The organism is Kaistella jeonii (assembly GCF_000812865.1).
In the GTDB taxonomy this organism is placed as follows: domain Bacteria; phylum Bacteroidota; class Bacteroidia; order Flavobacteriales; family Weeksellaceae; genus Kaistella; species Kaistella jeonii.
In genome coordinates this window covers 19823-33961 of sequence record NZ_JSYL01000016.1, presented here as the reverse complement: position 1 = coordinate 33961, position 14139 = coordinate 19823, and the positions used below count along the sequence as shown (strand labels likewise).

The following is a 14139-nucleotide window of genomic DNA, read 5'->3' as shown; positions in this document are numbered from 1 at the left end:
GAAAAATAATTTTAACAAAAATAAATAGTGCTTTGTAATTTATACATCGTACATCAATACAAATCAAATGGCAAAAGAAATAAAATTCGATATAGAATCGAGAGATGCTTTGAAAAGAGGCGTTGATGCATTAGCAAATGCAGTAAAAGTAACATTAGGTCCAAAAGGTAGAAATGTAGTAATCGAAAAATCTTTCGGTGCACCACACGTAACTAAAGATGGAGTTTCTGTAGCAAAAGAGATCGAACTCGAAGACAGAGTTGAAAATATGGGTGCTCAAATGGTTAAAGAAGTTGCATCACGAACCAGCGATATCGCGGGAGACGGAACAACTACTGCAACTGTACTTGCTCAGGCAATCGTTCGCGAAGGTTTGAAAAACGTTGCAGCCGGAGCGAATCCAATGGATTTGAAAAGAGGAATCGATAAAGCGGTTGCTGAAGTAGTAAAAAACTTACAGTCTCAATCTCAGAAAGTTGGTGATTCTTCAGAAAAAATCAAGCAAGTTGCTTCAATTTCTGCGAACAATGATGATACTATTGGTACATTGATCGCGGAAGCTTTTGGAAAAGTTGGTAAAGAAGGCGTAATTACGGTTGAAGAAGCAAAAGGAACAGATACTACAGTTGATGTAGTTGAAGGAATGCAGTTCGACAGAGGTTACCAATCTCCTTATTTTGTCACCAATCCAGAAAAAATGGTAGCAGAATTAGAAAATCCTTACATTCTTTTGGTGGAGAAAAAAATCTCTTCTATGAAAGATCTGCTTCCAGTTTTAGAACCGGTTGCTCAAGCAGGAAAAGCTTTATTAATTATTTGTGAAGAAGTTGAAGGCGAAGCTTTGGCAACTTTAGTAGTAAATAAATTAAGAGGTTCATTGAAAATTGCTGCTGTAAAAGCTCCAGGATTTGGGGACAGAAGAAAAGCGATGTTAGAAGATATCGCAATTTTAACTGGTGGAACTGTTATCTCTGAAGAAAGAGGTTTCACGATGGAAAACGTTACAATGGATATGCTTGGAACTGCTGAAAAAGTGGTTATCGACAAAGACAACACTACTTTGGTAAACGGTGGTGGTGACGAAGCGTTAATCAAAGGGAGAGTGAGCCAGATCAAAGCTCAGATGGAAACTACAACTTCCGACTACGACAAAGAAAAATTGCAGGAAAGACTGGCGAAATTAGCTGGTGGAGTTGCAGTTCTTTATGTTGGTGCTGCTTCTGAAGTAGAAATGAAAGAGAAAAAAGACAGAGTTGATGATGCACTTCATGCAACCAGAGCCGCAGTAGAAGAAGGAATTGTTCCTGGAGGTGGTGTTGCTTTGGTAAGAAGTATTCCTGCTTTGAATGATTTGAAAGGTGAAAACCAAGATCAGGATACTGGAATTAAAATCGTGAAAAGAGCCATCGAAGAACCATTAAGACAAATTGTTGCCAATGCAGGTGGAGAAGGTTCTGTAATCGTTGCGAAGGTAGCTGAAGGAACTGGAGATTATGGTTTCAATGCAAAAAATGACCAATTCGTTAATATGTACGAAGCCGGAATTATCGATCCTACGAAAGTAGTTCGTGTTGCTTTAGAAAACGCAGCATCTGTTGCAGGGATGTTGTTGACTACAGAATGTGTAATTACTGAAGTTAAAAAAGACGAACCTGGAATGCCAATGGGCGGCGGAATGCCGGGAATGATGTAAAATCATCAATATCATAAATACTAAAAGACGTTTGGGAAATTTCCTGAACGTCTTTTTAAATTAATAATAGGACGATTTTCTTTTGTCTATCATTGAAACATTTTATTATTAAACATAAATCAGTATTTTTAGGTCCTAATTAAAAAATATATGAAAAAAACGATCTACACTTTGTCTATTTTATTGGGCGTTCTGGTTAGTGCTCAGAAAAACGTTGAGGTGAAAGTTTCTTATGGAACAGCTTCATTGTATGGGATTTCCGAATCTATTACGGCAAATGCTTTTAACGCATTCAACTTTTTAGGTCCTGGAAATAAAATTGTTACTTACGAATCCGCTGGAGTTTTTGCAGTTGACGTGATGATCCAAAGCGAAAACAGCAGATGGAAATACGGTTTGGGTTACGGTCACGAAACTGTAAAAGATAGCAATTTGAAATTTGAAGGAAACTTTAACACCATTCTCGCACAAGGTAATTACACCTGGTTATCTACAGCCAGTAAGTTGAAAATGTACTCTGGAGCTGGAATTGGAGCTTCATTCCTTAGTTTTAAAGAAAGTACTCTAGATGAAAGCAGTACCATATTTGCTTTTAACGTTTCTCCTATTGGAATTAGTTATGGAGAAAAATTTGGGGTGTTTTTAGAAACCAATTTAGGAACAAAAGGTCTTTTACAGGGAGGCGTTTCTTATACCTTCTAATTAACGACTACGAAATTCCTTTAAATCATTAAAAGATTTGACTGATATAGAAAATCCGTCTCGTAATAAAACGGGACGGATTTTTATTTAAAGAAATTTTCAACAATAATTAAATCGTCGTCAATCTTAAAGTATTTGTTTTTCCGCCTTCATAAGCTGGAGTAGCATTTAAATTAATAACGAAATCCCCGTTTTCTACAAAACCGTGAGTATGAGCCAACATATTTACCTGTACGATGGTCTCATCCGTAGATTTTTCCATGTCGTAATGAAATGCGCGAACTCCCCAAAGTAAATTCAGCATCGTCAAAACTCGTTTGTTAGAACTGAAAACAATAATATTTGAATTCGGGCGGTGTGCAGAAATTTGGAAAGCCGTATAACCTGAATAAGTTAAAGTAATGATTGCTTCCACATTGGTGGTTTTAGCAATTCTTACCGCTGCAAGGCAAACTCTGTTCGTAATGAAACGCTCATCAATACAGTTAAATTCGTGTTCGATCGGTGAGTTTTTAGTCTGATAGAAATGCGTTTGTTCAATATTTTTTACGATTTTCGACATGTTTTTTACCACATCAACCGGATATCTTCCAACAGAAGTTTCCCCCGAAAGCATCACCGCATCTGCACCGTCTAAAACGGAATTGGCAACATCATTGACCTCGGCTCTCGTTGGTGTCAAACTCGTGATCATCGTTTCCATCATCTGAGTCGCGATAATAACGGGTTTCGAATATTTTCTGGCAATTTCTACAAGATTTTTCTGAATCGCCGGAACTTCTTCCATCGGAACTTCCACACCTAGATCTCCACGAGCAACCATTAATCCATCACATTCCAACAGGATTTGCTCAATATTTTTTACCCCTTCAGGTTTTTCAATTTTCGCAATAATTGGAGTTTTTTGCTTATTAGTCGGGTGATTTTTAATGATCTCTTTTAAATCGATAATATCTTGAGCATGACGAACGAAAGATAATGCGATCCAGTCCAGTTCTAAGTCGAGCATGAAATTAGCGTCTTCAACATCTTTCTCTGTTAAAGCAGGAAGCGAAACATTGGTATTTGGTAAATTCACCCCTTTTTTAGAACTAAGCGGTCCACCTTGAATAGTTTTCGCTTTTACCATGTCTATATTATTGGTTTCCAGAACTTCTAAAACCAGTTTTCCATCATCGATCAAAATTCTTTCGCCTACTTTTACATCTTGAGGAAACTTTTGATAAGTCATGTAAACCCTCTTTGAATCTCCTTCAATCTTTTCATTGGTGAACGTTAAAATATCACCTGGATTTAAATATGAACCTTCTTTTACGACTCCGACACGAAGTTTTGGTCCTTGTAGATCACCCAAAATTCCTACAGAAAATCCGTATTCCTGATTCAGTTCACGGATCATCTGAACATTGCTTTTAACTAAATCGTAATCTGCGTGCGAGAAATTTATTCTGAAAACATCAACTCCCGCCTGAATCAATTGCAGGATCACCTCTTTTGTAGATGAAGCTGGTCCAAGCGTAGCGATAATTTTTGTCTTTTTTAAATATTTATTCATAATATTGAATTATATGATAAAGCTCTTCGATAGGGCTTAATGGAAAATTTTGTATCTGAAACATAAGATTTTCCGGGAGCAAAATTAAGGAAAAATCACCAAATGGCTCCGATGTTTTGAGGAGATAATCTACATCTTGAAAATGATCCAGCAAAAATTTGGTTTCCTGTTCCCCAGAAAATAATTCTTTAGAAACTTTTTTCTGAATATTTTGGGAGGATTTATTAGCGATAAACTGAATGCATACTTTCGTATCACAATGAAAGCCTTCAAACCTGGGAAAAGAATAGTCGTAATAAGTTCCGTTGTACACTAGATCTGCAATTCTGGAAAATTTGAAAGAGTTGAGCAAATTCAGTTGATAAAAAAGCTCATGCTCCGGAACTTCTTTGGCAAGACGAACTAAACCTAAAGTAATTTCTTCATCGTCGTCTTCAATTTCAAGCAGTATCTTTTGAGATTTCAAGGATGCTTTGTTTTTTGTTTAGAATATAAAAGGCTCTTTGTGCGGCTTTTTCTTCCGCTTTTTTCTTGGATGTTTCTGTAGCGTTTGAAATTTTTTCATCATCAAGCCAGACATAACTTCGGAAAACCAGATTTTTATTCGGCTGCATTTCTTCGCAGGTTTCGTATTTGATGTTGACCTTCTTTTTCTGACCCCATTCTAAGAGCAGTCCTTTATAACTTACGATTTTATTTTCGAGCTTATTAATCTCCGAATGAGTTAAAAGTCTTTCCAAAACAACCTTCCTGCATGTTTCGTAATCTACATCAAGATAAAGTGCTCCAACCAAAGATTCAAATAGGTTCCCCGAAATATTTTCGCTTAAAGTTGTTGTGGATTCATTTTGAAGAAATTTCGTGAGTTTAAGTTCATTTCCCAACTTATTCAGATTCTTCCGATTCACAATTTTAGATTTCATCTGCGTAAGATAACCTTCATTTGCAGCGGGATAAGTCGCGAAAAGATGACACGAAATAATAGCTCCCAAAACAGAATCACCTAAAAATTCGAGTCTTTCGTAATTTTTAATTTCTTTGTTTCTGGAAGATGTTTTTAAAGAAAAGGCTTCGCGGTAAAGATTAATGTTCTGTATTTCGCAGCCGGTAATTTTTCTTATTTCGGTGCATAAAAAACAGTCTTTTTCCGAAAGTTTTTTTTTTCTGTTGACGAGGAATTGAGAAAGGTATTTCTTTAACTCCATCTGTATATTTTCTTATATTTTAGTGAAAAGTACACAGGCATTATGTCCACCGAAACCGAAAGTGTTGCTCATCCCAATATTTACTTCTTTTTTAACAGCGTGGTTAAAAGTGAAATTGAGTCTGCTGTCAATCCTTTCATCATCTGTAAAATGATTAATGGTAGGTGGTACAATACTATGAGTAATGGTATGTAAAACTGCAATTGCTTCAATTACTCCGGCTGCACCCAATAAGTGACCGGTAACTGATTTGGTAGAATTAATTTGAATGTCGAAAGCATGTTCTCCCAATAATCGAGAAATTGCGTTAGATTCGGCGATGTCACCCAATGGAGTAGAAGTACCATGCATATTGATGTGATCTACTTCGTCGGCTGTTACACCTGCGTCTTCCAAACAATTTTTCATTACGAGATATGCTCCTAAACCTTCAGGATGTGGTGCGGTCATGTGATAAGCATCTGCGCTCATTCCACCTCCTTTTAATTCTGCATAAATAGTTGCGCCACGTTTTAAAGCGTGCTCATATTCTTCTAAAATAATAGATCCCGCCCCTTCACCAAGAACGAAACCATCTCTGTCTTTATCAAATGGTCTTGATGCGGTTTTTGGATCGTCGTTTCTGGTAGAAAGTGCCATCATCGCATTAAATCCTCCAACGCCACTCGCAGTAATTGCTGCCTCAGAACCTCCGCAAACAATGACATCAGCTTTTCCTAACTGGATGAGCATTTTACCATCGATTAGTGCATTGGCAGATGAAGCACAAGCTGAAACGGTCGTGTAATTAGGACCATGGAATCCGTATTCTATTGAAATTTGACCACCTGTAATATCGGCGATCATTTTGGGAATAAAGAAGGGGTTAAAGCGTGGAATATCTGTTCCTGCCCACTCTAAAACTTCTTTTTCAAAAGTTGATAAGCCTCCAATTCCAGAACCCCAAATAACACCAACTCTGTTCTTGTCAATATTGTCTTCAAGAATCCTAGAATGTTCTACGGCTTCTCTTGCGGCAACCATTCCAAACTGAGTGTTTCGATCCATCTTTTTTGATTCTTTCTTCTCGAAATAATTCAATGGGTCGAAATTTTTTACTTCGCAGGCGAATTTAGTTTTGAAATTTGTGGCATCAAAAAGAGTAATAGGAGCAGCACCGCTCTCACCTTTCACAAGGCTTTCCCAGTAATCTTTGGCATTATTTCCAACAGGCGTAATAGCGCCGAAACCGGTAACAACTACTCTTTTTAATTCCATAAATTTTTTTTTCGTTGAGATCGAATATTATTTGTTCACTACTTCTTCAATATAAGCAATAGCGTGCCCTACAGTTGTAATTTTTTCTGCTTGATCATCAGGAATTTGAATATTAAATTCTTTTTCGAATTCCATAATTAATTCTACAGTATCCAATGAATCAGCTCCTAAATCGTTAGTAAAGCTAGCTTCTGGAGTAACTTCTGTTTCCTCAACGTCGAGTTTATCAGCGATAATGGCTTTTACTCTTGATGCAATGTCTGACATAGTAATTTATTTTAATTAGTTGTTAATTGCTGCAAATATATAAAATTCTTTATGATTTGAAGTTTTTTTAGAAATAATTAATCATTAATAGGGTCATTAATTCAATTGATTTGCAACTTGCTTATTTGCCTACACTTACGGATTAATTAATAATTGGTTCTCTAAAAATCCCCATTTTTGTCTCTAATATTGTAGAAATTTACTTTGCCTAAATCCTTATAAATGTGAAGCGAACAAAAAAAATAGAAAATGAACAGAGATCACTGCCTTTTTATAATTATTGTAAAAAAGTGCTTTCATTTAAAGCATGAACCATTCATTGATTAACGCCGCTCCTAATTTTGAAGTTCTTTCTGCAATATCAAGGGTTGGATTAATTTCGCAAACGTCCAAAGCCTTCAATTTTTCGGACTCCATAATATGTTTGTAGAAATGCATAAATGAAGCGTCTGCAAAAATTCCGTTATACGCCGAAGCGGAAACACCTGGAGCGATCGAAGCGTTGAAAACATCCATGCAAATGGTAACATAAATAATATCTGCTTCAGCGATAAATTCATCGAGTTTTGCGTAGATATTTGGTAGATTTTCAAAGAAGATCTCCTCAGCTAAGATATATTTCATTCCGTATTGATGAGCCGTATCAAAAAGTCTTAAAGTATTCGAATTCCGTTGAATCCCAATATGTAAGGAGTGAATTTTTTCTTCTTGTGCGATTTGCCAGAAACCGGTACCGGAACTTGCGCCAATTTGAGGATCAATTTCTCGATTATCAAAATGAGCATCAATATTAATTATTCCAACCTTTTTATTTGGAAAGGCCTTTTTAATTCCAGAATAATGTGCAAACATTCCCTCATGTCCACCACCGAAAACAACTGATTTCCCTCCTTTTTGTAGTGTAGTTTTAACTTTTTCTGCGAGTTGGTTCTGAGTATTTTCTAAATTTTCGTCTTGACAATATATATTGCCAAAGTCCTTCAAAGAAAATGCTGGATTTACAACAGGAAAATTTGAAATATTCTTCCGAATCACATCAGGAGCATCTTTTGCACCAACTCTTCCTTTATTTCTTTTCACGCCTTCATCTACCGCAAAACCGTGTAAAACGAAATCGTTCGGTAAAATATTTTCGTAATGGTCTTCCAAAGAAACTCTCTGAAAAACCATGTGATAAAGTGGGTCATCGCCATCAAATCGTCCTTGCCAAATCATATATTTTTTTAGTTTAATGATTTGCAGTTTCTATCTTCATATTTGCAGCAAACGCCATCGCAGCATCTTTTACCCAGGAATGTTCACGCTGTGCTTTTCTCTTGGTCTCCAAACGTTTTTTGTTGCAAGGTCCATTTCCTTTTAAAACTTCCATGAATTCATCCCAAGGTAATTCCCCGAAATCGTAATGTTGAGTTTCCTCATTCCATTTTAAGTTTTCATCCGGAACTTTTAGTCCAAGAAAATCTGCTTGAGATACCGTAACATCAACAAATCTTTGACGAAGATCATCATTGCTTTCTCTTTTCACTCTATAATTCATTGATTTTTGAGAGTTAGGCGAATCAGCGTCATTTGGTCCGAACATCATCAAAGCAGGCCACCAAAAACGGTTTAAAGCTTCTTGCGCCAAATCTTTCTGTTCTTTGGTTCCGCGGCAAAGCGTCATCAAAATTTCATAACCCTGTCTTTGGTGAAAAGATTCTTCTTTACAAATTCTCACCATCGCTCTGGAGTAGGGACCGTAAGAATTTCCCATCAACATGACCTGATTCATGATCGCAGCGCCATCAACGAGCCAGCCAATTGCGCCAATATCTGCCCAGGAAAGCGCAGGATAATTAAAGATGCTAGAGTATTTTGCTTTACCGGAAAGCATATCATTATAAGTGGAATCTCTGTCTGCAGCGATTTCGCCGTTGCTCAAAGTTTCTGTTGCAGCGTATAAATATAAACCATGACCCGCTTCATCCTGAATTTTTGCCAAAAGCGCCATTTTTCTTCTCAAAGTCGGCGCCCGGGAGATCCAGTTTGCTTCCGGCAGCATTCCTACAATTTCGGAATGACCATGTTGCGAGATCTGGCGAACCAGTAATTTTCTGTAATCATCGGGCATAACATCTTTCGGTTCTACTTTATTTTCTGCCTGTACGTATTCTAAAAATTTTTCTTGATTCATAATAATTGCTTTAATATTATTTTAAATAAACCCTTTTAATTGGAAACTATCGCGATTTCTTCCGGTACATAAAGACCGATGCGACCTTCTGAAAATTCACCTACCACAAAAGTGATAGTTTTCTCGGGACTTTTTATTTCGTATTTATTAAACAAATAGGGATTTCCGCTCAAAGGACCAATTACTTCGATTTTCCTTTCAGAACAGTTCCAGTAATGGTTCCAAATATTGATGCCTTCGATTTTACATTCTTTATCAACTTCGATAAGTGTAATAAATTTCCAGTTTGCCATGACTTAATTTTTTAAATTTCCTTTAAACATCATAATTCAACATCACCACATTGGTCGTCGGATGACATTGACACGTTAATACAAAACCTCGCGCGACTTCATCATCGGTTAAAGCGAAATTTTTCTCCATAAATACTTCTCCTTCCATGACCTGTGCTTTGCATGTACAGCATACTCCGCCTTTACAAGCAAATGGAACCGGAAGTTTATCATCTAAAGCCTGGTCTAAAATGCTTTTTTTCTTGGAATTAAGGTGAAATGAGTATTCATCATCATCAATAATCAAAGTAACCATGCTTTCTAAATTCGGGATCGCTTTAAACTCGTCGCTCATTTCAGAATTTTCTGCATCATCCGGAGCTGCGTAATATTCATACATCACCTGCAGAGAAGGAACTTTCTTGTCCTTTTTCAGATAATTACCAATTCCTTTGATCATTTCCGAAGGTCCACAAATAAAATAAGTCGATTCCTGAACCGGAATATCTGTAAATCTTTGAAAAAGAAGATCAAGTTTTTCTGGGGAAATTCGACCTTCAAAAAGTTCATCTTCAAAATGTTTTTCCCTCGAAAGCAGATAAATAACTTTTAATCGTCCCTCAAATTTTTGAACCAAATCATCAATTTCTTTTTTGAATATGATTTCATTCAAACTTTTATTGCTAAAAAACAGATAGGCGGAACTTTTAGGTTCCTGATAAAGTGCTTCTTTCAAATTTGACAGCACGGGCGAAATTCCGCTTCCTGCTGCTAATCCAACATATGTTTTTTCGTTCGTAGCATTGTAGTGCGTATAAAAATGTCCCGAAGGAGCCATGACTTCTACAATGTCGCCCAATTTTAATTCGTGATTGAGGTAAGTAGAAACTTTTCCCTGATCAAGATGCTTCACTAAAATTTCCAGTTCTGAATGATCTTCGCTAGGCGCATTGATTATAGAATAACTTCGGCGCAGATCTTCTTCCCCAAAAAGGAATCGAACATTAATATATTGTCCTTGTTTATAAGAAAATTTATATTTTAAGTTCTCCGGAATTTCGAATGCGATATGAATGCAATCGTTGGTTTCTCGGGATACTTTCGTTGCTTTTAATGGATGAAAATGATGCATATTGTTTTAAAATCTCGGTTATGTGAGTCCAACAAATATACTTATTTTTTGAAAGACGAAGAAAGGATTTCGATCATCGTTGTATTCTATTAATGAAGAAGTTTATGCACCACTACAATTTGTCTCTGAATAAAGCCATCATCTAGCAAATCAGGAAATTTTGACTTATTTTTACGTTAGCGTTTTATTGAATTCGGAAATTTTGACTGATTTTATTTAATTATATTGAAAAGAACGGTTTTTGTGTAATAGATTTTAGAATTAAATAATGATTGAACAGGAATAGAAGGAATTTGTAATTAATTATGAATTCTTACTGTTTCTGGAAAAATAAAAACTTACAGTTATGAACTTAAATCAATTTACAGTAAAATCTCAGGAAGCTATTCAAAAAGCACAGCAGATTGCAATGGAATTTGGCAACCAAAGTATCGAACCCCAACATTTACTGGAGGGAATTTTTCAGGTTGACGAAAATATTTCTGAATTTTTATTAAAGAAATCAGAAGCAGAATTAACTCTCGTAAGAGAAAGAAACCGAAGCAACCTCGAAAAATTACCAAAAGTAGAAGGTGGAAACATTTACTTATCACAAACAGCCAATAAAGTTTTGCTCGATGCACCGAATGTCGCCAAGAAAATGGGCGATGAATTTGTAACCATCGAACATCTCTGGCTTTCTCTTTTGGATGTAAATTCTGAAGTGTCGAAAATGCTCAAAGACATGGGTATTACGAAAAGCGGTTTAGAAATGGCCATCAAAGAAATAAGAAAAGGATCAAAAGCAACTTCGGCAAGTTCAGAAGAAACCTACCAAAGTTTAAATAAATACGCGAAAAATTTCAATGAACTCGCCGCGGAAGGAAAACTCGATCCTGTAATTGGAAGAGATGAGGAGATCCGTCGTGTTTTGCAAATCCTTTCCCGAAGAACCAAAAATAATCCGATTTTAATTGGAGAACCCGGCGTTGGTAAAACTGCGATCGCAGAAGGAATTGCACACCGAATTATTTCCGGTGATATTCCCGAAAATTTGCAGGACAAAACATTGTACTCTTTAGATATGGGTGCATTAATTGCCGGTGCAAAATACAAAGGCGAGTTTGAAGAGCGATTGAAATCAGTTATCAATGAAGTTATTCAATCTGATGGCCAAATTATTCTCTTCATCGATGAAATTCACACTTTAGTCGGAGCAGGAGGCGGAGATGGCGCGATGGATGCTGCCAATATTTTGAAACCGGCTTTGGCAAGAGGAGAACTCAGAGCGATCGGTGCGACAACTTTAAATGAATATCAAAAATATTTTGAAAAAGATAAAGCCTTAGAAAGACGTTTCCAGAAAGTAATGGTTTTAGAACCGGATACCGAATCGGCGATTTCTATTTTGCGTGGAATTAAAGATAAATATGAAGCTCACCACAAAGTTCGGATCAAAGATGAAGCAATTATTGCTGCAGTCGAGCAATCTCAACGATACATTTCTGACCGGTTTTTACCGGATAAAGCCATCGATTTAATTGATGAAGCTTCTGCAAAATTACGGATGGAGATCAATTCAAAACCTGAGGCACTCGACGTTTTGGATCGGAAATTAATGCAGATGGAAATTGAATTAGCCGCCATTTCGAGAGAGGGGAATGACGTTAAAGTCCAGCATTTAAAAGAAGATATTTCAAAAATTTCGGAGGAGCGAAACGAGATCAATGCGAAATGGTTGAAGGAAAAACAAAAATCTGAAGATCTAACTTCCATTAAAAAAGATATCGAAGCTTTGAAATTAGAAGCGGAGAGAGCTTCCAGAATTGGAGATTATGCCAAAGTTGCAGAAATTCAATATGGAAAAATAAAAGAAAAAGAAGCTGATTTGCAGAAACTCGAACTCGAGATGCAAAATCATCAAAATGAATTGATCAAAGAAGAAGTAACGGCAGAAAATATTTCTGAAGTTATTTCAAAATGGACCGGAATTCCTGTAACCAAACTCATTCAGTCTGAAAGGGAAAAATTATTACATCTTGAAGATGAATTGCACAAAAGAGTCGTTGGTCAGGAAGAAGCAATCACTTCTATTGCTGATGCGATCAGAAGAAATCGTGCCGGATTGAGTGACGAAAAAAAACCCATCGGAAGTTTCTTATTCCTCGGTACGACCGGAGTGGGAAAAACCGAATTGGCAAAAGCACTCGCAGAATATCTGTTCGATGATGAAAATAATATGACGAGAATTGACATGAGTGAATATCAGGAAAGACATTCTGTATCGCGATTGGTTGGTGCTCCTCCCGGATATGTTGGTTATGATGAAGGTGGTCAATTAACGGAGGCTGTTCGAAGAAGACCTTATTCTGTGGTGCTTTTAGACGAAATTGAAAAAGCGCATCCAGATGTTTTCAATACGCTTCTGCAGGTTTTAGATGATGGTAGATTAACTGATAATAAAGGGAGAGTCGTGAATTTTAAAAATTCGATTATCATTATGACCTCTAATTTAGGATCACATTTGATTCAGGAAAATTTCGAAAAAATTACTGATGATAATGTGGAACAGATTGTTGAGAAAACGAAAGAGGAAGTTTTCACTTTATTAAAACAGACTTTGCGACCAGAGTTTTTAAATAGAATTGATGAAACCGTACTTTTCCAGCCTTTGAACAAAAAAGAAATCGGCAAAATCGTGCACTATCAGTTACGTGGATTCAATGATATGTTGGCAAAACGCGGCATTATCATGACCGCCACAGAAGATGCGATTAAATACATCACGAACAAAGGTTACGATCCGAGTTTTGGCGCAAGACCTTTGAAAAGAGTTTTGCAGCAGGAAGTTTTAAATAAACTGTCGAAAGAAATCCTCGCAGGACATGTAAACGATGGCGATCGAATTACACTTGATTATTTCGATGAAAGTGGTTTGGTTTTCCGACCTACGGAATAAATAACACATTCAAATTAATTTTCAGTAAAAACCGTCCATTCGAAATTTTCAAATGGACGGTTTTGTTTTTGGACCGAACTTCAGATTACTGTTTCGGTGCTAACTCAATGCTGTAAGTTTTTGGATTATATTTTACAAACGAACCCGTTCCTAAATCAATACCAATACCTATAACTCCACCAAGAAGAATATTTAGCAAAGTAACCGGATTAAACTCCTTTTGCAGTTGCAACTCCTTATTTTCGTAGCCTTCTTTTTTAACTTCAATCATTTGTTTTCCTAATGATCGGGTAATCTCTGCGGTACAAGGAGTCGTGCATTTTTCTACGCCTTGATGAAAAATTTTCGCACCTTCGGGCGTCGAATTAAAAGTGATGGGATCTTTGGTTCCTGTAAAAATCGTTGCGCATGAGGTCATGGAAATACTCACAACAGCAACAAAAGCATAAGATAGAATTTTGTTCATAAAAAATATATTTATTATTGGCGCAAAAATAGATTTTTTTCTGTGACAAAAAGTATTTTTTTAACGGCTCTTAAGAAATGCTTTGATGATAAGAACTTCTGGCATCTCACTGATAGAATGGTATAACTGTCTAGCTTTCAGATTAAAAAATAAGTTTTAAGTTATTTAACGAATAATACCACGTAAATTATGTGTTATTGGTTAAATTTTTTTTTTTACTATTTGTGTTTTTGAATCCGCTCAGAAGTCAGCAAACCTATTGTTCAATTCAAATGTTCTATATCATATATTTGAAAATAATTTGAAAAAAGTTTTGGTATGTTAAAAATATATCCAATATTTGCAGTGTTCAAATGCTCACAAGGGCATAGAATAAATTTTTTTTCATCATTTGTGTTTTTAGAATCCACTTTCATCAGTGGATTCTTTTTTTTGTTATTAATATCAAAATTTGCAATTATTTTTAAAATAAATACAAA

13 protein-coding genes are annotated in these 14139 nt (G+C 36.2%); 3 read left to right on the top strand and 10 right to left on the bottom strand.

Annotated elements, in window-relative coordinates; all coding sequences use genetic code 11:
- Positions 1 to 67 precede the first annotated feature (67 nt).
- Both groL and OA86_RS14275 read left to right on the top strand, forming a co-directional pair.
- Positions 68 to 1693 (top strand): chaperonin GroEL, encoded by a 1626-nt coding sequence (gene groL / locus OA86_RS14280; RefSeq protein ID WP_039354679.1) that lies wholly within the window; start codon positions 68 to 70, stop codon positions 1691 to 1693.
- Between the two features lie 150 nt (positions 1694 to 1843).
- Positions 1844 to 2395 carry a hypothetical protein gene (locus tag OA86_RS14275; RefSeq protein WP_039354677.1) on the top strand — a complete coding sequence of 184 codons (552 nt, stop codon included), beginning with the start codon at positions 1844 to 1846 and terminating at the stop codon, positions 2393 to 2395.
- 109 nt (positions 2396 to 2504) lie between these two features.
- On the opposite strand, the gene pyk is transcribed toward OA86_RS14275, so the two are convergent.
- From pyk to OA86_RS14230, 9 genes are all read right to left on the bottom strand, one after another.
- Positions 2505 to 3950 carry a pyruvate kinase gene (pyk, locus tag OA86_RS14270; protein WP_039354672.1) on the bottom strand — a complete coding sequence of 482 codons (1446 nt, stop codon included), beginning with the start codon at positions 3948 to 3950 and terminating at the stop codon, positions 2505 to 2507.
- Complete coding sequence (locus tag OA86_RS14265; protein ID WP_039354669.1) at positions 3943 to 4416, bottom strand: IPExxxVDY family protein; 474 nt, start codon at positions 4414 to 4416, stop codon at positions 3943 to 3945. The genes pyk and OA86_RS14265 overlap by 8 nt, the downstream gene beginning before the upstream one ends.
- A complete protein-coding gene (gene rnc, locus OA86_RS14260; RefSeq protein WP_039354666.1) occupies positions 4391 to 5155 on the bottom strand; it encodes a ribonuclease III in 765 nt (254 codons plus the stop codon). The genes OA86_RS14265 and rnc overlap by 26 nt, the downstream gene beginning before the upstream one ends.
- A gap of 12 nt (positions 5156 to 5167) precedes the next feature.
- The gene (gene fabF, locus OA86_RS14255) at positions 5168 to 6412 is read right to left on the bottom strand and encodes a beta-ketoacyl-ACP synthase II (protein ID WP_039354663.1); all 1245 of its coding nucleotides are present in this window, start codon (positions 6410 to 6412) and stop codon (positions 5168 to 5170) included.
- Between the two features lie 27 nt (positions 6413 to 6439).
- Positions 6440 to 6679: an acyl carrier protein gene (locus OA86_RS14250; RefSeq protein ID WP_002976354.1), complete on the bottom strand. Its 240-nt coding sequence runs from the start codon at positions 6677 to 6679 to the stop codon at positions 6440 to 6442.
- 300 nt (positions 6680 to 6979) lie between these two features.
- Positions 6980 to 7894 (bottom strand): formimidoylglutamase, encoded by a 915-nt coding sequence (gene hutG / locus OA86_RS14245; RefSeq protein WP_039354660.1) that lies wholly within the window; start codon positions 7892 to 7894, stop codon positions 6980 to 6982.
- A 13-nt stretch (positions 7895 to 7907) separates the two neighbouring features.
- On the bottom strand, positions 7908 to 8852 hold the full coding sequence (gene paaA, locus OA86_RS14240) for a 1,2-phenylacetyl-CoA epoxidase subunit PaaA (RefSeq protein WP_039354657.1): 945 nt from the start codon (positions 8850 to 8852) through the stop codon (positions 7908 to 7910).
- Positions 8853 to 8887: 35 nt separating this feature from the next.
- Positions 8888 to 9145, bottom strand: coding sequence for a hypothetical protein (locus tag OA86_RS14235; protein ID WP_039354656.1), 258 nt, complete (start codon positions 9143 to 9145; stop codon positions 8888 to 8890).
- A 22-nt stretch (positions 9146 to 9167) separates the two neighbouring features.
- On the bottom strand, positions 9168 to 10256 hold the full coding sequence (locus OA86_RS14230) for an FAD-binding oxidoreductase (RefSeq protein ID WP_039354652.1): 1089 nt from the start codon (positions 10254 to 10256) through the stop codon (positions 9168 to 9170).
- A 346-nt stretch (positions 10257 to 10602) separates the two neighbouring features.
- Here OA86_RS14230 and clpB point away from each other — a divergent pair, with 346 nt between their 5' ends.
- Positions 10603 to 13194: an ATP-dependent chaperone ClpB gene (gene clpB / locus OA86_RS14225; RefSeq protein ID WP_039354649.1), complete on the top strand. Its 2592-nt coding sequence runs from the start codon at positions 10603 to 10605 to the stop codon at positions 13192 to 13194.
- 85 nt (positions 13195 to 13279) lie between these two features.
- On the opposite strand, the gene OA86_RS14220 is transcribed toward clpB, so the two are convergent.
- Positions 13280 to 13660 carry a PEGA domain-containing protein gene (locus OA86_RS14220; RefSeq protein ID WP_039354646.1) on the bottom strand — a complete coding sequence of 127 codons (381 nt, stop codon included), beginning with the start codon at positions 13658 to 13660 and terminating at the stop codon, positions 13280 to 13282.
- Positions 13661 to 14139: the final 479 nt, after the last annotated feature.